This is a genomic window from Nocardia sp. NPDC005825, assembly GCF_040630175.1.
In the GTDB taxonomy this organism is placed as follows: domain Bacteria; phylum Actinomycetota; class Actinomycetes; order Mycobacteriales; family Mycobacteriaceae; genus Nocardia.
The window spans coordinates 12,326-38,265 of the sequence record NZ_JBEXXC010000013.1 but is presented as its reverse complement, the minus strand read 5'-3'; the positions used below and the strand labels follow the sequence as shown (position 1 = coordinate 38,265).

General features: G+C 65.4%; 24 protein-coding genes and 3 pseudogenes. 13 read left to right on the top strand and 14 right to left on the bottom strand.

Going from position 1 to position 25,940, the window contains the following annotated elements; genetic code table 11:
• Positions 1–63 precede the first annotated feature (63 nt).
• The 3 genes from ABZ382_RS29175 (at position 64) to ABZ382_RS29165 (ending at position 3,350) form a co-directional block, all read left to right on the top strand.
• The gene (locus ABZ382_RS29175; protein ID WP_357095379.1) at positions 64–1,056 is read left to right on the top strand and encodes a hypothetical protein; all 993 of its coding nucleotides are present in this window, start codon (positions 64–66) and stop codon (positions 1,054–1,056) included.
• Positions 1,057–1,281: 225 nt separating this feature from the next.
• Positions 1,282–1,482 carry a hypothetical protein gene (locus tag ABZ382_RS29170; RefSeq protein ID WP_357095377.1) on the top strand — a complete coding sequence of 67 codons (201 nt, stop codon included), beginning with the start codon at positions 1,282–1,284 and terminating at the stop codon, positions 1,480–1,482.
• 1,091 nt (positions 1,483–2,573) lie between these two features.
• Positions 2,574–3,350, top strand: coding sequence for an RNA polymerase sigma factor (locus tag ABZ382_RS29165; protein WP_357095374.1), 777 nt, complete (start codon positions 2,574–2,576; stop codon positions 3,348–3,350).
• Positions 3,351–3,579: 229 nt separating this feature from the next.
• Here ABZ382_RS29165 and ABZ382_RS29160 read toward each other — a convergent pair whose 3' ends face one another.
• Complete coding sequence (locus ABZ382_RS29160; protein ID WP_357095371.1) at positions 3,580–4,368, bottom strand: PaaX family transcriptional regulator C-terminal domain-containing protein; 789 nt, start codon at positions 4,366–4,368, stop codon at positions 3,580–3,582.
• 101 nt (positions 4,369–4,469) lie between these two features.
• Between ABZ382_RS29160 and ABZ382_RS29155 the strand changes: the two genes are divergently transcribed.
• Together ABZ382_RS29155 and ABZ382_RS29150 are read left to right on the top strand one after the other, a co-directional pair.
• Positions 4,470–4,706: a hypothetical protein gene (locus ABZ382_RS29155; protein WP_357095368.1), complete on the top strand. Its 237-nt coding sequence runs from the start codon at positions 4,470–4,472 to the stop codon at positions 4,704–4,706.
• A pseudogene (locus tag ABZ382_RS29150) lies at positions 4,609–5,058 on the top strand (VOC family protein); the annotation flags it as partial. The gene ABZ382_RS29155 and the pseudogene ABZ382_RS29150, both read left to right, overlap by 98 nt.
• 221 nt (positions 5,059–5,279) lie before the next feature.
• Here ABZ382_RS29150 and ABZ382_RS29145 read toward each other — a convergent pair.
• Positions 5,280–6,110: an enoyl-CoA hydratase-related protein gene (locus ABZ382_RS29145; RefSeq protein ID WP_357095365.1), complete on the bottom strand. Its 831-nt coding sequence runs from the start codon at positions 6,108–6,110 to the stop codon at positions 5,280–5,282.
• Between the two features lie 256 nt (positions 6,111–6,366).
• On the opposite strand from ABZ382_RS29145, the gene ABZ382_RS29140 reads away from it, so the two are divergent.
• The 4 genes from ABZ382_RS29140 (at position 6,367) to ABZ382_RS29125 (ending at position 8,546) form a co-directional block, all read left to right on the top strand.
• Positions 6,367–6,960, top strand: coding sequence for a TetR family transcriptional regulator (locus ABZ382_RS29140; protein WP_357095363.1), 594 nt, complete (start codon positions 6,367–6,369; stop codon positions 6,958–6,960).
• An 82-nt stretch (positions 6,961–7,042) separates the two neighbouring features.
• The gene (locus tag ABZ382_RS29135; protein ID WP_357095360.1) at positions 7,043–7,327 is read left to right on the top strand and encodes a hypothetical protein; all 285 of its coding nucleotides are present in this window, start codon (positions 7,043–7,045) and stop codon (positions 7,325–7,327) included.
• Entirely contained in the window at positions 7,324–7,512 is a 189-nt protein-coding gene (locus ABZ382_RS29130; protein WP_357095358.1) for a helix-turn-helix transcriptional regulator, read from the top strand. Before ABZ382_RS29135 ends, ABZ382_RS29130 begins: the two co-directional genes overlap by 4 nt.
• A gap of 101 nt (positions 7,513–7,613) precedes the next feature.
• The gene (locus ABZ382_RS29125) at positions 7,614–8,546 is read left to right on the top strand and encodes a site-specific integrase (protein ID WP_357095356.1); all 933 of its coding nucleotides are present in this window, start codon (positions 7,614–7,616) and stop codon (positions 8,544–8,546) included.
• A gap of 181 nt (positions 8,547–8,727) precedes the next feature.
• Here the strand turns inward: ABZ382_RS29125 and ABZ382_RS29120 are convergent, their stop codons facing one another.
• From ABZ382_RS29120 to ABZ382_RS29110, 3 genes are all read right to left on the bottom strand, one after another.
• Positions 8,728–10,416, bottom strand: coding sequence for an FAD-dependent oxidoreductase (locus ABZ382_RS29120; RefSeq protein WP_357095353.1), 1,689 nt, complete (start codon positions 10,414–10,416; stop codon positions 8,728–8,730).
• Entirely contained in the window at positions 10,416–12,578 is a 2,163-nt protein-coding gene (locus ABZ382_RS29115) for a molybdopterin-dependent oxidoreductase (RefSeq protein ID WP_357095350.1), read from the bottom strand. Before ABZ382_RS29115 ends, ABZ382_RS29120 begins: the two co-directional genes overlap by 1 nt.
• A 64-nt stretch (positions 12,579–12,642) precedes the next feature.
• Positions 12,643–13,194 carry a DUF4334 domain-containing protein gene (locus tag ABZ382_RS29110; protein WP_357095348.1) on the bottom strand — a complete coding sequence of 184 codons (552 nt, stop codon included), beginning with the start codon at positions 13,192–13,194 and terminating at the stop codon, positions 12,643–12,645.
• On the opposite strand from ABZ382_RS29110, the gene ABZ382_RS29105 reads away from it, so the two are divergent.
• On the top strand, positions 13,193–13,900 hold the full coding sequence (locus ABZ382_RS29105) for a TetR family transcriptional regulator (RefSeq protein ID WP_357095345.1): 708 nt from the start codon (positions 13,193–13,195) through the stop codon (positions 13,898–13,900). The two genes, ABZ382_RS29110 and ABZ382_RS29105, sit on opposite strands and share 2 nt — an antisense overlap.
• A 295-nt stretch (positions 13,901–14,195) precedes the next feature.
• Here ABZ382_RS29105 and ABZ382_RS29100 read toward each other — a convergent pair whose 3' ends face one another.
• The 4 genes and pseudogenes from ABZ382_RS29100 to ABZ382_RS29085 all read right to left on the bottom strand — a co-directional run bounded on the left by ABZ382_RS29100 (position 14,196) and on the right by ABZ382_RS29085 (position 17,095).
• Positions 14,196–14,627, bottom strand: coding sequence for a Tn3 family transposase (locus ABZ382_RS29100; protein WP_357095343.1), 432 nt, complete (start codon positions 14,625–14,627; stop codon positions 14,196–14,198).
• A 232-nt stretch (positions 14,628–14,859) separates the two neighbouring features.
• Positions 14,860–15,027 (bottom strand): annotated as a pseudogene (locus ABZ382_RS29095) (nitronate monooxygenase); the annotation flags it as partial.
• Between the two features lie 238 nt (positions 15,028–15,265).
• Positions 15,266–16,609 carry a UbiD family decarboxylase gene (locus ABZ382_RS29090; protein WP_357095340.1) on the bottom strand — a complete coding sequence of 448 codons (1,344 nt, stop codon included), beginning with the start codon at positions 16,607–16,609 and terminating at the stop codon, positions 15,266–15,268.
• 6 nt (positions 16,610–16,615) lie between these two features.
• The gene (locus ABZ382_RS29085; RefSeq protein ID WP_357095338.1) at positions 16,616–17,095 is read right to left on the bottom strand and encodes an SCP2 sterol-binding domain-containing protein; all 480 of its coding nucleotides are present in this window, start codon (positions 17,093–17,095) and stop codon (positions 16,616–16,618) included.
• Positions 17,096–17,218: 123 nt separating this feature from the next.
• On the opposite strand from ABZ382_RS29085, the gene ABZ382_RS29080 reads away from it, so the two are divergent.
• Both ABZ382_RS29080 and ABZ382_RS29075 read left to right on the top strand, forming a co-directional pair.
• Positions 17,219–17,857 (top strand): TetR/AcrR family transcriptional regulator, encoded by a 639-nt coding sequence (locus tag ABZ382_RS29080; RefSeq protein WP_357095335.1) that lies wholly within the window; start codon positions 17,219–17,221, stop codon positions 17,855–17,857.
• Positions 17,857–18,453, top strand: coding sequence for a UbiX family flavin prenyltransferase (locus ABZ382_RS29075; RefSeq protein ID WP_357095332.1), 597 nt, complete (start codon positions 17,857–17,859; stop codon positions 18,451–18,453). The genes ABZ382_RS29080 and ABZ382_RS29075 overlap by 1 nt, the downstream gene beginning before the upstream one ends.
• Positions 18,454–18,542: 89 nt before the next feature.
• Here ABZ382_RS29075 and ABZ382_RS29070 read toward each other — a convergent pair.
• The 5 genes and pseudogenes from ABZ382_RS29070 to ABZ382_RS29050 form a co-directional block, all read right to left on the bottom strand.
• Positions 18,543–18,785: pseudogene (locus tag ABZ382_RS29070) on the bottom strand (LysR family transcriptional regulator); the annotation flags it as partial.
• A 27-nt stretch (positions 18,786–18,812) separates the two neighbouring features.
• On the bottom strand, positions 18,813–19,739 hold the full coding sequence (locus tag ABZ382_RS29065; protein ID WP_357095329.1) for a LysR family transcriptional regulator: 927 nt from the start codon (positions 19,737–19,739) through the stop codon (positions 18,813–18,815).
• Positions 19,729–22,134, bottom strand: coding sequence for a CoA transferase (locus tag ABZ382_RS29060; protein ID WP_357095326.1), 2,406 nt, complete (start codon positions 22,132–22,134; stop codon positions 19,729–19,731). The genes ABZ382_RS29065 and ABZ382_RS29060 overlap by 11 nt, the downstream gene beginning before the upstream one ends.
• Positions 22,135–22,165: 31 nt before the next feature.
• Positions 22,166–23,362, bottom strand: coding sequence for an acyl-CoA dehydrogenase family protein (locus tag ABZ382_RS29055; protein ID WP_357095324.1), 1,197 nt, complete (start codon positions 23,360–23,362; stop codon positions 22,166–22,168).
• A 2-nt stretch (positions 23,363–23,364) separates the two neighbouring features.
• On the bottom strand, positions 23,365–24,477 hold the full coding sequence (locus tag ABZ382_RS29050) for an acyl-CoA dehydrogenase family protein (protein ID WP_357095321.1): 1,113 nt from the start codon (positions 24,475–24,477) through the stop codon (positions 23,365–23,367).
• A gap of 276 nt (positions 24,478–24,753) precedes the next feature.
• Here ABZ382_RS29050 and ABZ382_RS29045 point away from each other — a divergent pair, with 276 nt between their 5' ends.
• Positions 24,754–25,932: a thiolase family protein gene (locus ABZ382_RS29045; protein ID WP_357095318.1), complete on the top strand. Its 1,179-nt coding sequence runs from the start codon at positions 24,754–24,756 to the stop codon at positions 25,930–25,932.
• Positions 25,933–25,940: the final 8 nt, after the last annotated feature.

Below are 25,940 nucleotides of genomic sequence, written 5' to 3'. Positions count from 1 at the left end.
GTTCACCGAGGGTGGGACAGATATCTGTTCCGGATTCGAGGAGCGGGTCAAGGGGGAAACGGAATGGAACGGAGCACCGCGGCGAAACAGCGCCTCGGTAACGCACTGCACCGTTTATGGCTAGAGCACGACAAGCCGCAGGCCAAGACGATCATCAGCCGGGCACGCAAGCGCGATCCCAAGGTGCGGATCACTCCTTCGAGCCTCAGCGAGTGGCTACGCGGCAGGGCCGTGCCCAGCGAACTCCGCAAGTTCAAGCTCCTGGTATGGGCTATTGCCGACACCGACCCGGATCCGGAGTGTTTGCGTCTGTTCACTGAGGCCAGTCGGGAGAGCACCGCCCGGCGCGAAGGCGCGGCCACAACCACCGAGGTGCCCGAGCCGGGTACGGTGACCGTGGTCGAGCAGCGAGCGCTACCCAGGTGGTCAGTGATCCACTATGTCAGCGTGCAGCGGGTGGCACAGCGGCTGGCGTTGGCAGGATGCCAGGTGACCATGCCGGACTCGCCTCGTGCGAGTACAGACCCCTCGCGTAGGTGGCAGATGGAGCTAAAGATCATCGAGGCGCTGGCGAGGGTTTCGCTGCCGGTCAAGCGCCTCACCAATGACTTCGACCTGGGCACGCTGCAGCGAGGGGACCTGCTGGTCTTCGACCGTGAACTGTTCACTCACAACGGCCCGACTCCGGCGAGGCCGAGGCCGCTGACCGGCGACCTGGACCGCGACCCATTGGTCCATTTCCGGCGCGGTTGCGTACGGGTGATCATGACCGTGGATCCGGCATGCGTCACTACCGGGACCGCTTTTGCGGAGTTCCGTGGGCGCCGCACCCAGATGCTGGGTCTGTGCCTGATCAAACGGCAGCTCGAACCTTGCGAGGCCCCGCACATCGGGGTGGACGCGACGATCACGCGCTATCTGGCCACGCCGCTGGTCCTCGGAGTTCCGGACCCCGACCACCCCGACCCCGGAATCACTCCCCCGGTCTTCTTCAAGCTTCCAAGTACAGCCGAGATCAACCGGATGGCCGCGCCGCCCGACGGGCTCCCCTTCTGACCCTATACAGCGCCACGCGACGCCCTGACCAGTGCACTGCGCTTCTACTGACGGGATGTGTGGCGACACGAAATGTCAGCGGCAGGCGACATTTAGGTGTCAGTGCCCCCCTGGACTTAGTGGCCGACGACGAGATCGGCACCGCCCTCGAATCCCTATGGGGCAGCGCTGCGGTCAACGCCTGGAACGCGCGCCGCGCCGCGGTGAGCAAACGTTCTGGAGACCGTGTACTGGGACGCCGGCTCCGCCCGCCTGCTACCCAGACTGATCAAGGACCGCAGCGCCGGCCCGCTGTTCGTCACCTACCGCCGCCCCGGGCCCGGCAAGTACCTCGCCGACCGCGACATCTGCCCCGACTCCGGGCTCGCGCGGCTGTCCTACGACCAGGCCCGCCTCCTCGGCCCGGGAGCCGACCGCCGCCGCTGACCTGCAGCGGACCACGAACTTCATTCCTCCCCGCTCGCAGGTCACGACCATGCTAGCCACTGACATTGGCCGGGAAAGCCTACTGACATGGGTGGGAAGATCCCAGCTCATCGCACTGACATCCAGGCGGAACTCTCAGGTGGCAGTGGGGCTGAATATCCGGACATAAGCCGGCAGTCGCGCGCTGGTCCGTGCTCAGTCGGGTGGTTCTTGTTCAGGGCGTCGATAATGTCCCCTTATCGACGCCTTGATCACCGACCGTGCTGTAAGGAGCGAGCCGAAGTGCAGCGGCGGGGCCGGTGCGAAGAGGGACTGGGCGCCCAGGGCGCTGTGAAACAGGGGGAGCCGCAATGGATGACGCAATCGCCAGCCGGCTCGAACACGACGCCCTCGAGGGGTTTGCACGAACACGCATTGAGGCGCTACTCGCCGGCCGCCTGACACCCGAGGCGGTCTGGACCACGGTGTGCGCGGTTACTCACATCCCCGGCTTCGCCGATCGTCCGGGGAGACCGCCACCACGAGCGAGCGCTGGATTCCGAGCTCACCTGGGGCACTATCTGCACGGTGACGTTCCGGCGATCGGTGCGCTAGGACATGACCACGGTGACGTTCAGGCCATCCACAGGTGACAGCGGCAGCCCGCGCCGCTGGCGTCTGATCGCCCGCTGGGTCCGAAAGCGAGTCAATCTCGTTCGGTACGAACGATTCTCGCGTTCGGGGGCAAACTCTGATCCTCCTCGGACTTGAAACACTCGGGCAGGATGCCCTGGGCGATCACCACGACCGATGGCGATGCCCGGGTCCCGGCTGCGCACCATTGCGGAAAAGATCTAGAAATTTCGTGTAAAGAGAATTCTCACGACACGCCACTACCAGATGGACGACCGAGCCGACGGGGCTCGGTGGCAGATTCGTGGAAGGTTGGGTGGCGTCAAGGTGATGGATCCCGTGACCGCTTTCGCACTAATTACCCTGGTGGGTAGCCTCTCTCGATTGGCTGGAGCGCTGGCTCATCGGCTCGAAACGCCCCAGCGAGATGCCGAGGCCATCCAGCGGCGGCGAAAGCGGCCACGGCGGGCAGGTCGCCGGTGACGCCGGAGGAGCAGAACGCAGCCACAAGCGACGAATCCACCCGGACGGCACCCATCGGGTTCGAGGTGTTCTACGCCGACTACCGGCCGCGACTGCTGCGTTTCGTGCGGAAGACCGCGCGCGACAACAACTATTCGGAGTCGTGGCTCGACGCGGAGAGCGTCGTACAGGACGTCTTCGAGCAGGCCCTGCGCACATGGGACCGGATCGAGCAGCCCGCGCACTGGATCTTCCGTGTGGCAGGCCGGCAGATCCAGCGACACGCCACCGAGGAATGGAAAAGGATCGTCCGGCGCAACTACCCCGGTGACGCCGCGGAAATGCTGGTAGCCCTGGCGGATCCGGATCCGACCTACACCCATGTCGTGGCGCACCGTGCCATGGACGAGATCATGAAGCTCCCGACCAACCAGCGCATCGCCACCTACCTGGCCCACGTGGAGCAATGGACCGGGGCCGAGATCGCCGAGCTGCTCGGGGTGACCCCCAACACGGTCTACTCGCACATCCACCGAGGCGTCACCACCGTCCGCGCGCAGGGCTCCCTGATTATCACCAACAACGACATCCGCAGCAAAGTGGTCATCCGGTCCCCGGAACCCGCGTGGTACGGGTCCCGGACGCGGCGAGCCTTCGTCGTGTCGTGGATCGTATCCATGCTCGCGCTTGCGACGGTGTGCCCCAATGCGGGGCTGATCGCGATGATCGCGGCGGCTGCCGCTGTCGCCACCAGGTACGTGATTCGCCGGTACCTCGACGCCCGCAAGGAGTGAGCCTTGGCGGCTGCCGCGCGTCCGTGCCAGCCGCCAGGGTAGGGGTCAGTGCAGGTTAAGCCTGCGCAAGAGCGTGGGGTCGCGAACTGGCCGAGTCATGCCCAGCTTGTGAAATGACTGCCTTTCGCAATTGGAACCCACTTCCCCGAACCAGTTCAGGTTGGCGTCCGATAAGGCGTATTAACGGAAGGGAAACGCGCTGAATCCCATGTCAGAGGATTCGGCACCCCTACAGCGTCAAGGGCGATAGGCGCAGCGAGATTGGAGCGGTGTCATCGACCGCTCGCGCGAGCTGAGTCAGCTCGTTCTGAAAGCGTTCGTACGCCGTATACAAACGAGCTGCGGGCCAGTTGTCGGGCAGTAGCGCGTCCGGCAGAACTGGATCGGTGAGCAGGTGTCGGAAAATAGCCGCCGTAATGGTGAATCGCTCGGCGGGGTTGTCGGCAGAAGCGAAGCGGTGTAGTAGGTTTCGCCCGGTTTGTGCCCACTTCTGGATCGGCCACAAGGCTCGGGCCAGGTCATGTGAGTCCTGGTCGGGGCGCGCGATCAGCTTCTGCGTGAGCGTGAGGACATGCACTGGCCATTCGCGGTCCAGGTTGGCCGGGCGCAACCACACTCCTTCCCTCAGTTCCGCCATCCGCAATGCGGTCAGTTCGGCGCGGAGATCGGAGCGCTCCGCGGCGCTTCGGCCACTGACTGTGATGATCGCCAGTTCCCAGTCGCCACTCCAAGTCTTGACCTGCGGCCGCAGTGCGTCATCTTGGCGACGCTGACGTTGTGTCAGTCGCTCACTAAGGCGGTAGGTCGAGTCTGTGCGTTGCAGGTCGCCTGCTGCGACCATGCGGGTCAATGCGACTCGCAGCGTCGGTTGTGTGACGCCGAACGGCTCAACGCATCGAATGAGTTGGCGCACTGGAAGTTCCGGTGGATGGGTGCCGAGCAGAAGGCTCAACACGACAGAGCGCGCCGACAACGGGCGTAGGCCGAGGTCCAGATCTTGGTCGTATTCGGTGCGCATATCGCAATTTTGCCTATCGGCCTGCGCAGGGTCGGGGTTGCCCCCACCAGTGCAATGTTACACATTGCCGCCGATTGCTGGATTGATGTGATATTCGGATTGTGACGATCGTTCTATACGGGTGGTCGGCGACCCACACCGTCACCAATCAAGCATCACCACTGGCGCCCTACGATGCTGCCGAGGACCTAGCGCTGCTCAAGGGGCTGCGCCGTGAAGGCGGTGAATGGGCCGAGGCGGATGTGCGTCGTATCGGTCTTCTGGCTGGCGGGACCGAGGCGCAGCTGTGGGCGGATGACGCTAATCGGTACACCCCGCCAGCTTCGGAGTGCGGGTGAGGCTGTGCCGACGGCAACCGCTCCCATGATCAGCATCCACCATGCCCACCTGCTGGCCAGCGACATCGAGAACATGATCGTGTTCTGGCGCGATGGATTTCGCGGTGCGGTGGTCTACGACGTGACCTCCGCAGGGTCTCGCAATGTCCCCCTTCGGGTCGGCACCGATCGGATCCACATGTACGACCAAGCTCCTCAGATCGCCGGCCAGGGCACTGTCCACCATGTCGGCATACAAACCGATGAACTGGCCTCGGTGGTCGATCGGTTGAAGGAGATCGGCTACTCGGTGACCGATATCCGCGCCGAGCCGACTGCTTCGTACGCGATGGCGAAGGGTCCTGACGACTTGCTGATCGAGATCTTCCAACCGGACCCGTCCAGTGTGCCGCTGGAACCGCACGAATTCTTTGGGCTGTCCCAGCTCACTGAACCGACTGCAGCCCGAAGGGCCACGCTGCTGAATAGAGGAAAGGGCCGGTTCGTCCGCACTGACCGTGTGGGAGAACCGGCCCTGGCTCGATCGGCCGACCTATGGCCTGGTCTGTTGCGTCTGCATTCCCCGCCCGATGATCACTTGGGTGCCTTCAACCACGCTGACAACTGCGGCCAGTCGATCCGGGCAACGCTGGTGAACTTGGCGAGCCGTTTGGTCAGGAATGCCGTGATTCCCTCGGCGAGATCGTTGCTGCGGATAGCGTGTGGAATCGTCTTCCGGTCGAGAGCGAACGCTGCTTCCGGGCTGCCGTGTGCAGTCATTGCGGTCAGACCGCGGCGGACTACTGCGGCGGACCCTGGCGCGACGTTGGCTGAGATGTCGCGGGCGAGCGTGTAGACGGCCTCGAAGAGCTCCTCCTTGGGGTGGAGGCTTGTCACCAGGCCGGCCGACAGTGCCTCCTGGGCATCGATGAGGCGGCCGGTGAGCATCCACTCCTTCGCCTTTGCCAATCCGACCAATTGCGGGAGATACCACAAGGACCCGGCTTCGGGTACCAGTCCACGGCGTCCGAACACGAATCCGAACCGTGCGTCGTCCGCGGCGAGGCGGAAATCGGCGGGAAGCGTCATCGTGATGCCGACGCCGACGGCCGGGCCCTGGATAGCGACGATGATCGGCTTGTTGAGGTTGGTCATGGGGCGGGCGACCCGCGTGGCCCACTCAACCCAGTTCGGGTCGTCCATGTCCTCGTTATTACCGACGGTCATGTCCATACCGACGCAGAAGTACTTTCCCGACGCGGTGAGGACGACGACCTTCACCTGGTCGTCGAGATCCGCGGTGGTAAACGCTGTGGCGAGCTCGTTGGCCATGTCGGCGGTGAAGCCATTTCGGGCGTTTGGCCGGTCCAGGGCGATCGTCGCGATCGAGTCGGCCACGTCGTAGGTGATCGTGGTGTAGGTCATGGCCGGGCACCTCGCGCACGAGGTATAGCAGTCGTCATAGATTGATATTACAGTGCCAAGTCGAATGACTTCAACATGTAACACCCGTCCGTGGCGCCATAGGCAAAAAGTTGCATATAAAATGACTCGAGCTTTCCTGTGTGAACGAACTGCAACTCGCGCATTTGCGACCTTCCCGTGGGTCCAGGCCGCTTATAACGTCCGTTATACTGCGGCCGGTACTAGATGACGGCTGTCATGAACAAGGGAGATGGGGATGCCGGGCACAACGGCGAATCCTCAGGATTCGCGGCAGAAGCTGGTCGCCGGAGCGGCGGACATGATCCGGCGGCGTGGCCTCAACGCCACGAGTGTTCGCGAGTTGGCGAAGTTCGCGGACGCCCCGCTGGGGTCCACCTATCACTACTTCCCCGGGGGGAAGACCCAACTTGCGGCCGAAGCGGTTGCCTTTGCGGGCGACTTCACCGCTGCATTGCTCGAACGTGAACTCGCCAGGGGTCCGGTCGAGGGTCTGTGCGCATTCCTCGCAGGATGGCGTCAGGTTGTGGTCGACACCGAGTTCCGCGCCGGCTGTCCGGTTCTGGCGGTTTCGGTTGAAGACGTCCCTGATGCCGAAGGGGCTCCGCGAGAAGCTGCAGTGGCGGCGTTCACACTGTGGACCGAGCTGCTCGCGACGTCGATGACGCAGGCCGGCGCCGATCGTTCGGAAGCTGACCGTGTGGCGACCCTGGTTATCGCGGCGGTTGAGGGGAGTGTGGCGATGTGCCGGGCTGCACGCAGTGCCGAACCGCTCGACCGTATCTCTGACCATCTGGAAGCTCTAGTGCGGAGCGTTATTTCATGGCCGTGAGTGGCAGCGCACTCAGTGGGCTGCTCGAGGAGTTGGAATAGAAGGCCGAGACCGGCAAGGAGGCCGACAAGACTCCCGCGGCGTGCACGTCCAGACGTGCACGGAAACCTGCACGTCGTGGCGAGTCGCGGTGCTGATGGGCGCCGCCGCACGTATGACGCGGACCGCCCTCGGCGTAGCGATCTACTTGCCCCAGATGGTCGAGGCCCACCTCGAGTGCGAGCACGTCGTGCGTCGCGCGCTCGGTGAAGCGCGCTTCGACGCGGCATGGCGACGCGGCCAGGCAATGAAAATCAACGCCGCGGTCGCCTACGCGCTGGAGGAAGAAAAACTGGCCGCCGCACCACACGCCGGAGGAACGAATTGACCAAACGTGAACGTCAAGTGGCGGATCTGGTCGCCGAAGGGCTCACCAACAAGCAGATCGCCTCCCAGCTGGTGATCGCCCAGCGCACCGCGGCTGCCCACGTCGAGCGCATCCTGGCCAAGCTGGGATTCGGCAGTCGGGGAGCAGATCCGCGAAATCCGGCGCTAAGGATTTACGGCAGATAGTGGCATACTATCTGCCGTAACTCGCGAGCGGTCCTGCGGCGATGCCCGTCGAGGAGTGGGCGACTCGCGAAACTATCTGCCGTAGAGGTCGAGGTGGTTCGATGGGATCGGTGAGCGCGCTGCCCCCGCGAGCGGCCGGGGTCCGGTTGGCGGACGCGGTGCGGATCTTTCTCGGCACGATTCCGGCGGCGAACACGCGCCGCGCCTACGCCTCGGCGCTGGATCGGATGGTGCGCGACTTCGGCACGGACGGCGATGTCGGGCTGCTGAACCCGGACCGGGTGTCGGGTTGGTTCGACTATGTGTGGGGAGACAAGAGTCCCAAGACGTACAACCTCCGGTTGACGGCGGTGTCGGCGGCGTGCGCGTACTGGCGTGATCAGGAGTGGTTGACCGGGGATCCGGTGACGCGATTGCGAGCGCGGCCGACCGCGCCGGACAACAGCAAGGCGATGACCGCCGACGAAATCGACGAGCTGCTCGGCCTGGACGCGGCGGCGCTGCGCGAGCGGGTGTTCTGGTCGATGTTGTACGAGTCCGCGGCGCGGGCAGAGGAGATCCTGAATCTCGACATCGAGGATCTGGACACAGTGAACCGGTGCGCGACCGTGGTCCGCAAAGGTGGTGCGCGTGATGTGATCTATTGGCAGACCGGCACCGCGCGGCTGCTTCCCCGGTTGATCGCGGGCCGGAAGAAGGGGCCGCTGTTCCTGACCGATCGCAGGGCCAAGCCGTCGGTCGCCAAGGCCGACACCGACGACTCGACCGGCCGCGCCCGACTGTCCTATCGTCGCGCCGCGACGCTGCTGGAAGGACACACCGTCGGGATGCGGCGCGGGCCGTTCACGCTGCACCAGCTGCGGCATTCTCGGTTGACCCATGCTGCGGAGAAGGGCGCGTCCACGCCGATGCTGATGGCGTTGAGCGGGCATACCTCGGTGCGCAGCCTGGTCAAGTACGCGAAGGTGTCGGCTGAGGCGTTGGGCCGTTGGCAGGCCGAGACCGATCCCGCCGCGCGGCGGCGGTCACGCTGACCGGGTACTTCAAGGGCGGACGGGTCGGATGAGGTTGCGGCTGGAGAAAGCCGATATCTGTGCCCCAAGCGGAGTTACGCGCGGATCGTGCAGTGTCGAACGGTCGGGAAGTGCAGGGGGTGCTGTGAAGGTCGGACTGCGGCGACCCGCGCGCATTGGAGGCACCGGAGATGCGCGGGGGTCAGTCTTCGTCGACATCGAGGGGGATGCAATCAGTCGCGGCTGCGAGTAGGTCATCGGTTCGAGTGATCTTGCTACGTTGTTTGCCTTGTTTGTGGCCGCGTTCGCGTTCGCGGCTGTCGATCGTTCGCCACCCGCTGGCATCGACTCGCGCGGGTTGTCGTTGCGCGATGAGGTCGCTCATCTCTGCCGCGGAGCCGGTCGGTTCGTGAAGTCTGCCTGCGCGTCCGTCTTCGACGAGGGTGGCGACTGTGTCCTGAGCGCATTTCTTATTGGTGCCGATGACACCGCTCGGTCCGCGTTTGATCCAACCGGTCGTGTACACGCCAGGCGCGTTCACCACTCGACCGTCGATGTTCGGCACAGTGGACTGGCCCGAGTCGAACGGCACACCGGTGATAGGCCGACCGCGGAACCCCACGGATCGAATGACGAGGCCCGTCTCGACCAGTTCCTCGAACGTCGTAGCTCGGGCGGCGATCTCACCAGAGTCCTTGCGTTCCAATCGGTTGCGAACAAGTCGGAGTGCAGTCACTCGATCCTCGCCCAGGATTTCCACAGGTGAGGCGAGGTAGCGCAGCACGATTCGCCGATGCCCGGGCGTCGCCTCGCGCCGGGCATATTCGGCCGCGATCTGCGTCTTGTGCCGGACCGACGTAGGTGTCCCCGGATCGTCGAGTTGGCTACGGCTCACATCGTCGAGTTCGGTCTCCGCGCGGTCGGCCAGTGTATCGATCTGGGGGAGGTCGCCCAGTGCTAGAAGTTCGGGCGTCGTGTACCCGGCCTGCGCCGGTCCCCGTCTTCCGACGACGACAACTTCAGTGATGTTGCTGTTACGCAACGCGTTCACCGCGTGGTCGGCCATGTCGGTTGCTGCCAGCGTGTCGGCGTCGGTGACCAGAATCCGCGCGATGTCGAGTGCGACGTTGCCGTTCCCGATGACGACCGCCCGAGTACCGGAGAAATCGAACGTGCGCTCGGCGTAGTCAGGGTGACCGTTGTACCACTTGACGAACTCGCTTGCCGCGACGCTTCCGGGGAGGTCCTCGCCGGGAATACCCAGCTGTCGGTCGCCTGCGGCGCCGTACGCGTAGATGACGGCGTGGTGATGTTCGAGTAGCTCGTCATGGCTTATGTGCGTCCCGATCTCGACATTGAGATAGAAGCGGAAGCGGCCGTTCGCTGCTGTGCGTTCGAACGATTGGATGACCGCTTTCGTGCCCGGGTGATCCGGGGCAACGCCGGCACGGACGAGCCCCCAGGGTGTTGGCAGCCGGTCGAACATGGCGACTTCCACATTGGGGTACTCGAGTAATTCGGCCGCAGCGTAGCTACCGGCGGGGCCGGATCCGACGATCGCAACTCGCAGTGTCCCCTTCCCGACCGGGGCGTGCGGCGGCGCAATTGCAACGGGGTCGAGGTTCTGCCGGATCGGATTCTGTTGGTAGTAGCTGGAATTGAAATCGCGGTAACGCTCGTCGGTCCCGGACAATTGGTTGTCGGGCAGGATCGCGCCGACGGGGCAGGCGGACACGCAGACGCCGCAGTCGACGCAGGTAGCGGGGTCGATGTACAGCATTTCGGTGGTCTTGAAGCCTGGTTCGCCGGGATGCGGGTGGATCGCCCCGACAGGGCACACCGGAACGCACGATGCGTCGTTGCAGCACGGCTGGGTGATGACGTGGGGCATCACTGCACCGCCGGAAGAGGTTCGATCGCGACGTGCTGTCCAGAAAAGGCTGCCGTTCCGCACAGTTCGTCGATCCGCAGGGGGTCGGTGATGTCGTTGACGCTTTCGCCGGCGACCTTGGATGCGACAGTAAGCCGGACGCCCGGGCGGTTGTGGCCGAAGCCGTGCGGCAGACTGACGGTTCCCTCCATGATGTTCGTTGTCTGCTCGACGTCGACGCGGATGGCACCGATCCGCGAGCGCAGTTGAGCGGGTCCGTTTGCGACGCCGTAACGGGCAGCATCATTGGGGTGAATCAGGAGTTGATGCCGTGCCGGCCCTGCGACCAGTCGACCGGAGTTGTGCTCCCATGAGTTGTTGCTGCGCACGTTCCGCCGACCGATGAGGCGCAGCGGGAGATCGTCGTCGAGTGCGGTGTCGGCGGCGATTTCACTGCGCAATGACCGCAAACCGTCACGGATCAAGCTAGGCAGCAAATGAATTCGGCGATCCGCTGTCCGGAGCCGGTGTTCCATACCGGGCCGCAGTGGCCCCAGATCCATCCCGGACGGCGCGGCCAAAAGCTTCCCGACCGACAGCTTGTACCGGCCCGTGCGCAACGCGAGGTCGACGATCATTCGAGGCGGCAACCGTAGCTTCGCCTCGGCAACCACACGCCGGATATCGAACCGTCCCCTGATCGCTGCGAGCCCGGAACCAGCGCGGTAGTGCATGTAGGCCAGGCCGAGGTCGCGGAATATCTCCCAGTCATGTCGTGCGTCCGCGGACTTCGGAATCACGGCGGGAGAATACTTCGCTGTATTACGGACGGCCGTGGCGCGAAGCAGCAAGTCGCAGTTGTCCCGTTCCAGGGCACTGACCGGCGGCAAGATCACGTCTGCGTGTCGAGTCGTTTCGTTGAGATAGAAATCGATACTCACCATGAAGTCGAGTTGCTCGAGCGCCGCGTCCATCGCCCGGCCGTTCGGTGTTGACAGCACGGGGTTGCCTGACAGCGTCACCAAGCCGCGAATCTGCCCGTCGCCCGGCGTACTGATCTCCTCCGCCAATGCAACGACGGGGAATTCGCCCGACATGTCGGGCAGGCCACGGACCCGGCTGAACGATTTGCCGAAGTGGCCCTTCTCGGCAAACCTGAGCAAGTCCACTGCCGGGTCGGTCATCATCGATCCACCTTCGCGGCCCAGATTGCCGGTGACGATGTTGAGAACCTGAATTGCCCAGTGGCACAACGTGCCGTGCTTTTGCGTCGAGACCCCGATCCGGCCGTAGCAGACAGCCGCCTCGGAATCGGCGAAGTCCAGAGCCAGCCGCCTGATCGTCTCGGCGGGGACGCCGCTGACCGAGGCTGCGACGTCCGGCCCGAACTCGGCTACCGCAGACCGAAGATCGTCGATGTCGGCCACATAGCGCGGCAGCTCGAGCGAACGTTCGTTCAGGATGACGTTGAGCATGGCGAGCAGGACCACCGCGTCGGTACCAGGGCGGATGTACACGTGCTCGTCGACCACGGCGGCAGTTTCTGTTCGGCGTGGATCGAAAAGAACGACGCGGCCACCGCGATCCCGGATTTCCCGGAGTCGACGCCTCATGTCGGGCGCGGTCATCACGCTGCCGTTGGACGCCAGCGGATTCGCGCCGAAGATGAGTAATTGCCGTGTGCGGTCCAGGTCGGGAATGGGCAAGAGCGCGATGTGGCCGTACAAGAGAATCGAGACCACGTGCTGAGGCAATTGGTCCACCGACGTGGCCCCGAATCTGTTCTGCGTTCCCAACGCGGACAGAAAGGTAAGTCCGTGGGTAAGGCCACCGAGGCTGTGCGCGGTCGGATTGCCCATGTACGCGGCCAGCGAGTTTCGGCCGTGCTCTTTCTGGACACGCGCGAGCCCGCGGGCAGCACAGTCGATAGCCTCGTCCCAGCCGATCTCTTCCCACGTGTCGCCTCGTCGCCGCATGGGACGACGGAGTCTGTCCGGGTCGTTGTACAGATCGACCAACGACGTCGACTTCGGGCAGACATGACCGCGGGATAGTGGGTCGTTCCGGTCGCCCCGAATGTCTTCGACCTTCCCGTTCGCGACCGTTACTTCGATTCCGCAGATGGCCTCACACAAGTGACACGCGGAACGATGCACGGTCCGCTCCGAGGTTGTCTCGGACATGTCTACCACCTCTCGTCCGGCGAGGTGATCGCCGGAATGCTGCTGAACTCGATCCGGCACCCAGTCATCGCGTGCCGGCCTTGCGAGTGAGGACGAAGAAGTAGGGCTGGTCTACGTCACGCTGGTCCATGAGTCCAAGGACGGTGTCGTCGTCGACCCGGCGGAAGATGTCGATGATCGGTAGCCCGTCGTAGATCATGGCCGCGGTCATCACGCCGCGGTGTTCCAGATCACGAATCCGTGCGCGGTACTTCTTGGTCTTGAACGCGGGCTCGGCCAGGCCGCCGACTCGACGACGGAGTGACTCGACGGAACGAGCAGGCACGCGGCCGGCGAGTTTGAGCGGGATGCGTCGTGGCTCGCTGATCCAGACCTGCCCGTCGGCGTTCCGGAAGAGAAGCGGATGCACGGAGTCCGGGCCATCGAACTGCTTGCCGTACCAGCCGGAGGCGGAAAGCAGTCCATCGGACGGGTGCCCGGTGGCGAGTTCACGACCGACCCACGTTCCGCGAATATCGTCGGATCGGATGGCGGGGAGGTCGTCGAACAGTGTCATCGCCGCTTCGGTCGACGTCGCGGGCTCGAGCGTGGCGAGGCGTTCTGCGTAGGTGGTCATGCCGTTCCTTGCCTTGATCGTGCAGGATGCGCGAGCGTATGAGTTGATGAGACGCCAATGGTACGATAGTCTCATGCATATGACGTCACCGCAAGAGAATCTGGTCGATCTGACGTCGCGGTTCGCGTCACCGGGTGGCTCCCAGGGGGACGCAACCAGCGAGCGGATCCTCGACGCCGCACTCGAGCTCCTGGCTCGCGTCGGCATCAGACGCACGTCGATCAATGACGTGGCTCGGCGGGCCGGGGTTGCGCGTGCCACCGTCTTCCGGAAGTTCGCCACGAAAGAAGACCTCGTACGAGCCGTCGCCCTGCGGGAAGCCGCACGCGTCATGTCCGAGACTCAGGCTGCACTCGCCGAGACCGAGAACGTCGACGAGCGGCTGACTGAGGCATTCGTGCGCACCTTCAAGGCGGCCCGAAAGCATCCCTTGATCACGGGATTACTCGAGGTTGAGCCCGAGACTGTGGTGGAACTGCTCACCAAGCCCGGAGCGCCGATCGTCGCCCTCGGTGCCGCGATGCTTGTGCCCAGTCTTCGTACGGACTGGAACCGAGCCGATGCTGACCGTGTTGCCGAACTACTGGTGCGCATCGGTATCTCGCTCACTCTCGCGCCAACCTCCACGTTCCCGCTCGACACCGACCACGAGATTCGCGCGTTCGCCCGCACCTATCTCCACCCCATCGTCACAGCCCAGCCCTAACAGCAGTTGCCACGAAGGGTCCCCCCATGAAACAAGAGGCCGACGGCTACTTCCCGCCTGGTTCCGTGCTCCGCAGAGGTGCACTCAGAACGGTCGGTTGGCCTGCTCTACCGGCAACGCGCGCTGCTGGTCCTCCTGGAGGGCGGGGTACGTCGTGCGGGAACGGTGCCCGACCCAGATAGCCGAGGGACTCGGGTCGCGTTGCGGCGATCGCCCGTGCGAGCAGCCGACCGCAAACCCTCTTCGACCAGCTCCAGCGACGGATCGGCGCACTGAACGTTGTTGTGCCGGTGGGTTATTCGTCGTCGGTGGTGTCCGGGTCGCGCAGTGGGCGGTGGATGCCGCCGAGGTCGGGTAGCTGGAAGCTGTAGTGCCCGTCGATCCCGATGTGGGAGCGTACGAACGCCGAGAGCCGCTCCACGTCGGCGTCGAGGACCGGGTAGCCGTCGGTGCGCAGCGCGGCCAGGGCGCGGTTGGCGTAGACGGTGTTCCACACCACGACGCAGTTGAGCACCAGTCCCAGCGCCGAGAGCTGGTCTTCCATGCCTTCGTAGTAGGCGCGGGTCATCTCGCCCTTACGGCCGTGGTAGATCGTGCGGGCCAGGTCGTGGCGTCCCTCGACCAGGTTCGCCTGGGTCTTGCCTTCGCGGCGTTCACCCACACATCCGGCAACGAAGCCCGCGTCGCCGATCTCGGGCTGTCGGTGGCGGCGGTGCTGTGCGCGCACGCGATGAACGTCGGGTTCAAGCCGCATCAGTCACGACGACATGAAATCACCCACAGCGCACAGCGCTCACATGCGATCGCCTCTTAGCGCCGGATTCCGTCAATCTGCTCCCCAAGGGCCGATTCACCTCGCGCTCCCAGATCGCGGCCTGGATCGTGGACGCGGGCCGGCACGAGAGCTGATCGCGCGCCCTCTACGATGACGCGCCGGGGCCAACAGACCAACACGGCGCTCGGCGTACAGGACGTTGTGACTTCGGGCGCGCGTTCAGCGACGGGAACGAACCCACGATGCCGGCCTTGGACTGGGCAATCACCAGTTCGGGCCCGGACACGATGAACATGGGGGAGGCGACCGCAGGCAGGCGCCTGCGCTCGGACACGATGGGCGGCAGGCTCATGAACCAGATTCCTTCATCAGAGGGTTTGAAATCACTGGGGTGGTTGCCGCTCGTAGGCGAAGCCTCATGAATGCGGCAGCCCGGCCAGATCTCGTGAGATGGGCGGAAGGCCGTATGCCTCCCAGTTGTCGACGATGCGTCGACGAATCTCGGCCGGGTAGTTGTGACGGAACCCTGCTCGCGGCGGCCGGATAACGCCGGCGGGCGGGAGGCAGTTCTGGATCAGGCGGTCGGATGCCTAGCCGTCGGGGAAGGTAGTCGGGTCGGGGTTGACATACGGGGAGCCTGGCCAGCCGTTGATATTCGGTACACGAATCTGGCCGCGGCTGCCTCGCTCATTTCGCCCGTCAAGCGCCCAGACCAGTTCCCGCAGGTTGGTTGGGTCGATGTCATCTTCGACCACGATGACTGTCTTGATCATGTCGCCGACTTTCGTCGAGTAGAGGATCTGACCCACGCGGCGGCTGAACTCGTTCCCGTCCATTCCCAAGTCCCGCCAGGTGTCTGCGACGGCAACCACGAGCCAGCCATTCGACGTTTCGAAGGGGCTCCACGCGGTTGTCACCGGCAGGCCCGCCGCGCGGAACATATGTGTTGCTTCGGCGGACATCGCCACTCCCCACACGGTGTGGTCTTCCTCGGGAGGTTCGCCCGAGCAGGTGAAGGGATAGATCGCGTCGTCGCGGAAGGTCATCGCGTCGAAGTGGTAGACCGGCTGCGGGACCGGGTAGGCAGGATAGATGTAGCCTGCTTCCTCGGCGAACGGTCCTTCCAATTCGACATCACGAATCGACAGCCTGCCTTCGAGGACGATCTCGGCGTTCGCCGGTACTTCCAGGTCGATAGTCTCGCACCGCACGGTCTCGACAGGCCGACCGCGAAATGCGCCGACATAGTCGACTTCGTCATAGTTTTCGGGAAGCGGCATTCCCGCGGCGTACGTCGAGACCGGGTCCATACCGAAAACAAGGGCCACTGGCATGTCCTTGCGCAGCTTGCGCCACTGCGCCTGAACCTTTCCGATGTGCTGGAACGGCGCGACAATGCCCACGGCACGGCGGGCGTCGAGGGCCATTATTCGAGCGATCGACCACGAAGTCCACGCACCGTCAGGGGTCCGGGTGACGATCATCCCGAGCGTGTTCAGGTATCGACCTCCGTCGCCGTGATGCAGGAGGGGCAGCGGCAGCTTCATGATGTCGAGCTCGTCGCCACGCCGAATGTTCTGCTTGCAGGGCGCGTCGTCGACGATGACCGGTTTGATCGGAGCGCGGTTGCGCGCGGCGACCATCGTGTCGATGATCTCTGCCGCCGAGGCAGCGGCCGGGAGCCCGAGCGACAGAGCGATTCTTGCGAACCGCTGTCTCGGCACCGCACTCTCACTCATAGGCGCCGAGATCGCGCGCAAGCCGGCAGCGCCGCGCACGCTCTGAAACAGCGGTGCCGGCGCCCCAGTCTCGTAGCACCGTCGCGAGATCGCACCCATCTCGAGGTCCCAATCAACCTCCCGGCTGATGGTCGCCAATTCTCCTGCGGCATCGAGTAATTGAACGAAGGCACGGAAGTCTTTGGGCGGTGTCATCTCGAACTACTCCTTGGGCGGCTGGGCGCGGAACAGGACGGAAAAGCGTGCAAACAGATACGGATCGCCGGTGAGGGTGAGTCGTCCGCTGGTCCACAGCTGCGGAGGCGTTACAGCTCCCACGGCCATGCGGATCATGTCCGCCAGACCAAGCGAGGCCGAAGCATCCGGGTCGTCGTGAGCGACGCGATCGATCCTGCACCTTCCCTGCGCGATCCGAATGGTCATCGGGTCCTCGCCCTCGCCATCGGGCTTGCACAACCGGAACAGGAGGATCGCCTCGAGGTCGCCCGCGCGTGTGGGATCGAACTTCGTGCGCAACACGATTGGCAACAGGGCGAGGTTGAGTTTGCGGGTCGTACCGTGCTCGAACCTGTCGAGCGCTTCGGACCGGGCTGCGATCAGCTTGACCGCGCGCGCCTCGATCCGCTGCTGTGCCCGTGTGATCATGTGCGGCTGTGCGGCACCAATACCCGTGCGTCCCATGCTTTTTCCTCTCCCCCCGCGACTCTGTTGTAGTATGAGAAACGATTGTTGTCAATGCATGGAAACGGGGAATGCGTGGAGGAGTCGACCCCACTGTGGCGGGGCACGTCCGCGGAGATGAGAGTGGCAAGACGGCGCGAGCAGTTGCTTGCCGTGGCCTTCGAGATCGTCGGAACCGCCGGGGTCTCCGCGATCGGGGTTCGCGAGGTCTGCCGAAAGGCAGGGCTCTCCGCGCGCTACTTCTACGAGAGCTTCGGCGATATCGACGACTTGCTTGTCGCCTTGCTCGATTCGGTGTTGCTCGCTGCCGTGGAACCAGTTGGTGCCGCGATCGAAGCGGCGGAGCCCACCGCCAAAGCAAAAGCCCACGCCGCGATTTCAGCGTTCGTGACAAACCTGACCGAAGACCCACGGCGGATTCGCATCGCATTCCAGGAATCACTCGGCAACGCCGCCATGGCGCAGCGACGCCAACGCATCGTCAACACGCTGGCGGACATAGTCGAAGCTCAAGCCATCGCTTTCTACACTGCACCTACGCAGGCCAGTCCGCTACGTGAATCGACCGCCAGGTTCGTCGTCGGCGGAATGTTCGAACTTCTCATCGCCTGGCAGAGCGGGGACCTCACCCTGACCCCGGATCAACTGGTCGAGCATGCGGCCACGCTGCTCGTCGGTGCCGGAACTGCCGCGCGCACGGCCGCTCTCGCCGACTCGACTCCGCGCGACATTTCACCGCCAGCAGGCAGGACACTCGACTGATGACCGACCCGCGTCCGCGCCGACTGGTCGTGGGGATATCTGGAGCCACGGGCATCGCCTACGGGATTCGCGCGCTCGAATTGGCGCGTGCGGCCAGTGTGGAGACACACCTCGTGATCAGCAAAGCTGCCGATCAAACCCGCGCGTTCGAAACCGACCTCACGGCCGCCGACCTCCGATCCCTCGCAGACGTGTCCTATCCGATCGGCGATATCGGTGCGGCGATCGCATCAGGGTCCTACCCGGTGGATTCGATGCTGATCGCGCCCTGCTCGATCCGAACCCTCGCGGCAGTCGCCTATGCAAACTCGGACAACCTGCTCACGCGAGCCGCCGACGTCACGCTCAAGGAACGCCGACCACTCGTCCTGCTCGTCCGCGAAGCACCTCTGACGCTGACGCACTTACGCGCGATGACCGCTGTCACCGAATGCGGCGGCATCGTGATGCCCCCGGTGCCAGCGTTCTACACCCGACCACAGTCAGTCCGAGAGATCGTCGAACACACCGTCATTCGAGCCCTGCAATCATGCGGAATCCACATAGATGGCGCGCCGACCTGGGACGGGAACCGCGTCCGTCAACGCAACCGGTAGCCATCGATGAAACTCGCGGCCGACATGGCGTCTCCGTGCCGGTCGTGAGGGGGCAGCATTTTCTTTGTCACGCCGCTTTTCTGCGTCGATTCCTCGACCTGTTGCAGGATTGCGCGGACACGGTCGAGTAGTTGCGCGCCGAGCGAGGTCAGCTGTACTTCGTGGTGCTTGCGTTCGAACAGATCTCCGCCCGGCTGCTTCTCGAACAGCTTGATCTGTCGGGTCAGTGGCGGCGGGCTGATGCGTAGCCGGTCAGCGGCCCGCTTGAAGTGCAATTCCTCGGCGACGGCGACGGCGACGAAGCACTGAAGCCGGGTGATGTCGGCGCTCATGTGGCCGGACCTTCGAGATAGGGCACGTCAGTGCTCGGCGGTTCGGTCGAGGGCGGCCGCGAGTTCGTCGACGAGTTGTTCGAGTTCGGGGACTCGTTTGGCGCCGACGGCGGTCCATGCCAGGGCGATGGCCTGAGGTTTCCAGTTGCCGGTATCGATCGGCACCAGCTTGAACTGGGGCGGTGAGAACAACCGGCCGAGAAACGATTTCGGCGCGTAGGGGACCACGGCGACGAGTCGCCGGTTGAATACCTGCTGAGCGATCTCGAGTTCGCCGCCGCGGCCGGTGACCGCTCGGACTATCTGATGGATTCCGGCGCGTTGGAGAGCACGGGTGAGTTCGGCCAGCATGACGGGATTCGGTCGGGCGAGGTCGACGACGACCTGCCGATCGCGCAGCTCGTCGACGTGCACCAGCTCTTTGTCGGCCAGCGGATCATCCGCACGCACCGCGACCGCCCCTTGGTAGGTGCCGACGATCCGTCGGCGGATCCGCCGGTCGGTGCTGGGTAACTGGATGAGGCCGAGTTCGATGCTGCCCGCGATGAGTTTGGCGGTGACCTCGGCCGCCGACCCCTGGACTTCGAGGGAGGTGGCGACCGGCTGTTCGGCAACCGCCGTCTCGAACCGTTCGAGGAAGTCCGACGGTGCGTAGGCGGTGGCGCCGATCCGTACGGTCATCCCGCTGGAGGTGAAAGTCGATGCTGCCCTTTTGAATTCGTCGACCTGCTGCAGGATCGTGCGGGCGGGGCCGAGGAGATGCTCACCCAGCGGGGTCAGCCGGACCTCGTGGTAGTTGCGTTCGAACAGTTCGCCGCCGAGTTCGGTCTCGAGCAGCTTGATCTGTTTGCTCAGCGGCGGTGGAGTGATCATCAACCGGTCGGCGGCACGTTTGAAGTGCAGTTCGTCGGCGACCGCGACGAAGTATCGGAGTCGGGTGAAATCAATGTCCATCCGGTCGAACCCTACGCATCGTCGCAGATTCCAGGACGCCGCGGGTGATCAGCGTGTCGACCTGCTCGGCGTCGAGACCGAGCAGCTCGGCGGCGATCTCGTAGGTCTGCTCGCCGAGCAACGGCGCCTGCCGCACGGGGGGGTCGGCGACGGCGTCCGCGTGGATCTGCACGTTCTCCAGGACGTAGGGCCGGTCGTCGTGCGGATGCAGTTCGGTGCGGAACGCGCGCCGTTGCCGGTAGTACTCGAAGTCCTGCAGATCGGCGGCTCTGAGCATGGCACCGGCCGGGACACCTGCGTGCTGGAGGTCGATCATGGCGGTGTGCGGTTGCTGCTTGGAGGACCACTCGCGGACGGCGTCGTCGATGCGGTCGCCATGAGCGGCGCGTCCGGCGCGGGTGCTCAGCTCGGGGTCCTCGGCCAATTCGGGCCGGCCGATCACCGTGCACAGTGCGGCCCAGTCGTCGCCGTCGCGGGCGGTGATCGCCAGCCATTCATCGTCTCCCGCAGCCGGGTACAGCCCCCACGGCAGGTCGCGGTTCGGGTCCGCCACGCTCTGGCGACCACTGCGGGCCAACGCCCGTGCGGCGATGGTGGAGGCCAGATGACTCAGCATGACCTCGGACTGGGCGATGCTCACTGACCCGCCCGTTCCGGTGCGTTCTCGCCGGATCAACATGGCCAGCGCTGCTGCCACACCGATGCGCGCGCAGACATGGTCGGGATAGACGGTCATCGCGTCGCTGAAGCTGCCCGCTTCGCCTGGATAGACCCACTGATCGGTGACCCCGGCGGCGGCGCGCACCAGCGGTCCGTAGCCGAGTCGCTGCGCCCACGGGCCGGTGGGACCGAACGCGGAGTTGTCGACCACGACGATGTCCGGATTGATCGCCTCGAGCGTCGCGTAGTCCAGGCCCAGCGTTTCGATCACGCCGGGTTTGAAATTCGTCAGCACGATGTCGGAGCAGGCGACCAGCCGGTGCACCAGGCGTTGCCCTTCGGGGTCGCGCAGGTTGAGGCCGATGCCGCGCTTGTTGCGGTGCCCCGCGGCGAAACCCTGTGCCATCGGCGTGTGGAGGGCGGCGCGCGATCCGTCCGGAAACATTGAATTCTCGATCTTGATCACGTCCGCGCCCAGGTCGCCGAGCAGCCGGCCGGTGTCTCCGCCCACCACGATGACGCCCAGGTCCAGCACTCGGATGCCCTCGAGCGGGAGCCCGAGTCCGAGGCGTTCGCGGCGGGCCAGGATCGGGGCCTGCCGCACTCGGGAACCGGCGCTGTAAGCGGGGGTCAGAACGCTGGCACGGTGGCCGTCGATTTCGGCGATCCCGGCCGGCACCGGCGCGACCAGGCCGGGCACGATCTCGACCTCGCGCAGGAATTCCCGAGCCTCGAGCTGTTCGGTGCTCAATGCCTCCTCCAGGTCGAGCAGGGGGGCGATCGGCACACCGTAGGCCTGGCCCTGTATCTCGAGTTCGGCGCGGGTCCGGCCGGAGAAATGGTCCGCGATCGCTGCGAGCAAGGTCGGCGATCGGAAGCGTGTGACCAGGTGGTCGTAGGCGGGATCGGCGAATTGGTCCGGCTGCCCGAGCCATTCGAACATGCCGCGCCACTGCCGGGTCGCCAGCAGGCAGATGCGGACGTGCCCGTCGCGGCAGGCGATGATCGGGTAGCGGTGCCGTTCGTCGGCGCGCCCGCGCGGGAGCGCGCTGAGTTCCTGTCCGGCCGAGGCGCTTCCGACCATGCCGAACGGCGGGTCGAGAGCCTGCATCGCTCCGTGCAGGATGGAGAAGTCGATGCGGTCGCCGCGGCCGGTGCGCAGGCGGTCGAGGAAGACGCTGATCGTCATGGTCACCGCTTGCGCGGCGGCCACGTGGTAGGGCAGCTCGCCGGGCGGCAGGAGCGGTTCCCGTCCGGGCAGGCCGGATCGGGACAGTTCACTGGTGAGCGCGTGGTAGACCGGGGTGGTGGCTTGCCATCGGCTGTAGTCGTTGTCGCGGCCGAAGTCGCTGATCGACAGAACGACCAGGCCCGGATGCTGCTCGCGCAACTGCTCGATGTTCAGTGCGTCCTCGGCCGCGGATCCGGGTCGAGTCATCTCGATCAGGATGTCGGCGTCGGACAGCAGCACCTGCCACCGTCGCGCCCCCTTGTTGGTGGTGGTGTCGATGGCGACGCCCTCGATGCCCAGTCGGTCGATGACGGTGCCGAGGGGGATGGCGTCGACGACCGGTCCGGTCACCGCGTCGTCGCTGACGTTGCGGAGCATGACATGGGTGATCTCGGCGCCGAGATCGGCCAGCAGCCGGCCGATCGCGGTCATCGGGCCGCCGGTGAGGTCGACGATCCGGACACCGGCCAGGGGCGGGTCGTAGACGGGGGTGGTGAAGGGCACGGGAAAGAACCTCCTGAAAGTGTCGACGTGATCAGTTCCGGCGGGCGTCGCGGAAGGGGATGGCGCGGTCGGCTTCAGGCTCTTTGGGCAGGCCCAGGACGCGTTCGGCGATGATGTTGCGCTGGATCTGGTCGGTGCCGCCGCCGATGGAGGTGAAGAAGGCGTTGAAGGCCAGGAAGTTGGCGTCGTCGGCCACCGGACTGCCGGGTCCGGCCAGCAGTGTTTCCGCGCCGAGGATCTCGGTGCGCAATCGCGCTTCGGCGTGCAGGATCCGCGACATCGCCAGCTTGCCCAGCGACATGATCGGACTCGAAGTGCCTTGCGTGGCGGACGCTTTCGCGCGGGCGTTGTTGAGCGTGTTCAGTTCGCGCAGGGACAGTACGGTGGCCAGCGAGTCGCGGATGACCGGGTCGTCAAGACGTCCACGGCTGCGGGCGAGTTCGATGAGATCGTCGGCCAGGGAACCCTGGCGGGACTTGCGGGCCGAATCGCCCATGATCGATCGCTCGTAGGCGAGCGCGGTCTGCAATACCCGCCAGCCATTGCCCTCACCGCCCAACAGATGCCCCGCGGGTACCACGGCATCGGTGATGAAGACCTCGTTGAAATGGGACTCACCGGTGATCTGCACCAGCGGCCGGATCTCGATACCCGGCTGGTGCATCGGCATCAGGAAATAGCTCAGCCCTTGATGTTTGGGCACACCCCAATCGGTCCGGGCGATCATGAGCGCGTAGTCGGCGGTTCCGGCCCCCGACGTCCACACTTTCTGGCCGTTGACAATCCACCGGTCGCCGGCGCGGACAGCGGTCGTGCGCACCGCCGCGAGATCCGAGCCCGCGCCGGGCTCGCTGTAGAACAGACAGGTCCGGACGCGCTGGGTCAGCAACCCGTGCAGCAGCTCACCTTTGAGCTCGTCGGCGCCGAACTTCAGCACGGTATTGGCGGGAATGCTGTACTTGTCCTGCCGCGCTCCAGGTGCGCCGACCGCCGCGAACTCGCGCTCGACAACCCGGGCCAGAGTTTCGGTGTACCCGCGGCCGAACCATGCGCCCGGCCAGGTCGGCACGGCGTAACCGGTCGCGACCACCTGATCGAGCCAGGCGACGCGTTCGGGGTTGGTGCTCCATACATCGGCCGCCGCGGGCAGTCCGTTCCAGTTGCGAGCCAACCAGTTCCGGACTTCGGCGCGCAGATCGGCGGCCTCCGGCGAGGCGATCTCGGTCATGGTCAGGCGCCTTTCGACTCGAGGTAGCGCTCGCGATGCAGACGGGAGCCGCCGAACAACTGCTGGGCCGACCGCGCGCGCCGGGCGTAGAGGTGCGCGGGATGTTCCCAGGTGAAGCCGATGCCGCCGTGTAGCTGGATTGCTTGCATGGCGGCTGCCTCGAAGGTTTCCGCGCACACGAAACCGGCCAGGTCGACCGCGCCGCACACGGCAATATCGACGGCGCCGTCGGCACGCGCGGATTGCAGTGTCGTGGCGGCATTGCGGGCCGCCGAGGTCGCCGATTCCACGCCCGTCAGCAGGTCCGCGGCGGCGTGTTTGAGCGCCTGGAAACTGCCGATCTGCCGCCCGAACTGGATGCGTGTCTTGAGGTATTCGACGGTTGTGTCGAAGATCCGGCGCGTCCCGCCGACCTGCTCGCCGGCGAGCGCGACCAGTGCCAGATCCAGGGCCGTCTGCACCGCGCCCCAGCCTTCGGTGCCGAGGCGGCGGGCCGGAGCGGCGTCGAAGACGAAGGTGGACAGCCGCACCGTCGGGTCGAACACCGAGGCCGCAGTGCGCTCGAAACCGCGAGCGCCGGAGTCCATTTCGAAGATTCCGATGCCGTCCGCCGTCTGGGCGACAACGAGGATGACATCGGCGGCCTGGCCGAAGAGCACGAAATCCGCGCGGCCGGTGAGGGTGTCGTCCTGGGCGGCGCGGACCGCCACGCCGGCCGGCGTCCAGGAGCCGCGCGGCCCGGTCAGCGCCACCGTCGCGATGGAGGTGCCTGCCGCGAGGCCGGGCAGCAGACGCCGGCGGTCCTCGACGGTGCCCGCCGCCTGGATCAGCGCGGTGGCGAGGACGGCGCTGCCGAGGAACGGTGCGGGCAGCAGCGCCGCCCCGGTTTCCTCGGCGACCGTCTCCACCTCGACCGGGCCCAGGCCGGTGCCGCAGTCCTCGTCGCCGATGAGCATGCCGGTGACGCCGATGCCTGCCAGTTCCGCCCACAGGTCCCGGTCGAATCCCTCGGCTTCGGCCATCACGCGCCGTACCTGCGCCTCGTCGCACCTGGCGGCGAGCAGATCACGCACCGCGGCCCGCAGTGCCGCCAATTCGTCGAGCCTGATCGCCATCCCGAACCACCTTCCTACGCCGACGCGGGTGGCCGTCCGGGCGACCGGCACGTTTCCCGCGTCTTTCCGAGATCAGATTTCGTGGCGCGAAATGCCTTGTAAATCACGAAATTCGACATCCGTGGATGTCCCGACCGGAAACGCACAGCGGCGACACATGTCGCGATCGCTCACGTCCACGTGTGCGGATAGGTCGTTTACGGCGGTCATCGGTGAGTGCGAGCGTGAAAGCGGCCGAGCTCCCCGAGTCGGCAGATGATTCGCAGAGAGGTATCGATGACCAGCAGACGCGCAGCGTCCGCCGACCGCCGAGCGGTGATCGCCGGGCTCGGAATGACCGAACTGGGCCGGGTCTACGGCCGCACGGCACAGCAGTTCGCGGCGGACGCGGTCCGCCACGCCGCAACCGACGCCGGCTTGGAACTGTCCGACATCGACGGGCTGCTCGTCTCCGGCGGCGTCACCGATGGCGTCGACATCCGACTACAGGTCGAGCTGGGGCTGCGGAACCTGCGAGTGGCCACCCAGATGCAGCAATTCGGTTCCACCGCCGCGGCCATGGTGGCCTACGCCGCCCTGGCCGTCGAATCCGGCATGGCCGACACCATCGCCTGCGTCTTCGCCGACGCGCCACTGCGCGAGGGGCGTGATACCGGGGCGGCCTATGCGGGCCGCCGGGCGCTGACGGGGTTCAACGGCCTGCTGGGGGCCAGCGGCTTCGCGGGACCGAACACCTTCTACGCGTTGGCGGCTCGCCGCCACATGGCCGCTTACGGCACCACCAGCGAGCAACTGGGCGCCATAGCGGTCGCGCAACGGCAATGGGCGGCCCTGAATCCGTTGGCGCAGTTGCGTGAACCGATCGATATCGCCGACCATCAGGCGTCGCGCTACATCGCTGAACCCTTCCATCTGCTCGACTGCTGCCTGGTGTCCAATGGCGGCATCGCGGTGATCGTCACGACGGCGGAACGGGCGGAAAGCCTTGCACAGCCGGTGGTCTCGATTCTGGGCTGGGGCCAGTCCCACCCGGGTACGTTTATGCGCCGCGATGACGATTTCGGTTTGGTCAGCGGTGCGGCGCGATCGGGTCCGGCAGCGCTGGCCATGGCCGGAGTCGGGGTGGACGAGGTCGACATCGCCGAGATCTACGACTGCTACACCTTCACCGCCCTGCTGACCCTCGAGGACTACGGCTTCTGCGGCAAAGGCGAAGGCGGCCAGTTCGTGTCGACCCCGGGAGTGCTCGGCCCGGGCGGTTCGCTGGCCATGAACACCGGCGGCGGGCAACTGTCGTCCTACTACATGTGGGGCATGACCCCGCTGTCGGAGGCCATTATCCAAGCGCGGGGCCAGGCCGGAGAGCGACAGGTCGGCACACACGACGTGGTGCTGGTCTCGGGCAACGGCGGCATCCTCGACCATCACAGCACCCTCGTGCTCGGCGCGGCCTGAGTTCGGGC

Excerpts from the sequence above, each read along its gene's own strand:
- ABZ382_RS29075 (WP_357095332.1), top strand. The coding sequence starts at position 17,857 with ATGACCGACCCGCGTCCGCGCCGACTGGTCGTGGGGATATCTGGAGCC.
- ABZ382_RS29050 (WP_357095321.1), bottom strand. The coding sequence starts at position 24,477 with ATGGCGATCAGGCTCGACGAATTGGCGGCACTGCGGGCCGCGGTGCGT.
- ABZ382_RS29120 (WP_357095353.1), bottom strand. The coding sequence starts at position 10,416 with ATGCCCCACGTCATCACCCAGCCGTGCTGCAACGACGCATCGTGCGTT.
- ABZ382_RS29110 (WP_357095348.1), bottom strand. The coding sequence starts at position 13,194 with ATGACCACCTACGCAGAACGCCTCGCCACGCTCGAGCCCGCGACGTCG.
- ABZ382_RS29140 (WP_357095363.1), top strand. The coding sequence starts at position 6,367 with ATGCCGGGCACAACGGCGAATCCTCAGGATTCGCGGCAGAAGCTGGTC.
- ABZ382_RS29085 (WP_357095338.1), bottom strand. The coding sequence starts at position 17,095 with ATGGGACGCACGGGTATTGGTGCCGCACAGCCGCACATGATCACACGG.
- ABZ382_RS29045 (WP_357095318.1), top strand. The coding sequence starts at position 24,754 with ATGACCAGCAGACGCGCAGCGTCCGCCGACCGCCGAGCGGTGATCGCC.
- ABZ382_RS29105 (WP_357095345.1), top strand. The coding sequence starts at position 13,193 with ATGCCGTTCCTTGCCTTGATCGTGCAGGATGCGCGAGCGTATGAGTTG.
- ABZ382_RS29160 (WP_357095371.1), bottom strand. The coding sequence starts at position 4,368 with ATGCGCACCGAATACGACCAAGATCTGGACCTCGGCCTACGCCCGTTG.
- ABZ382_RS29145 (WP_357095365.1), bottom strand. The coding sequence starts at position 6,110 with ATGACCTACACCACGATCACCTACGACGTGGCCGACTCGATCGCGACG.
- ABZ382_RS29090 (WP_357095340.1), bottom strand. The coding sequence starts at position 16,609 with ATGACACCGCCCAAAGACTTCCGTGCCTTCGTTCAATTACTCGATGCC.
- ABZ382_RS29115 (WP_357095350.1), bottom strand. The coding sequence starts at position 12,578 with ATGTCCGAGACAACCTCGGAGCGGACCGTGCATCGTTCCGCGTGTCAC.
- ABZ382_RS29065 (WP_357095329.1), bottom strand. The coding sequence starts at position 19,739 with ATGGACATTGATTTCACCCGACTCCGATACTTCGTCGCGGTCGCCGAC.
- ABZ382_RS29175 (WP_357095379.1), top strand. The coding sequence starts at position 64 with ATGGAACGGAGCACCGCGGCGAAACAGCGCCTCGGTAACGCACTGCAC.
- ABZ382_RS29055 (WP_357095324.1), bottom strand. The coding sequence starts at position 23,362 with ATGACCGAGATCGCCTCGCCGGAGGCCGCCGATCTGCGCGCCGAAGTC.
- ABZ382_RS29125 (WP_357095356.1), top strand. The coding sequence starts at position 7,614 with ATGGGATCGGTGAGCGCGCTGCCCCCGCGAGCGGCCGGGGTCCGGTTG.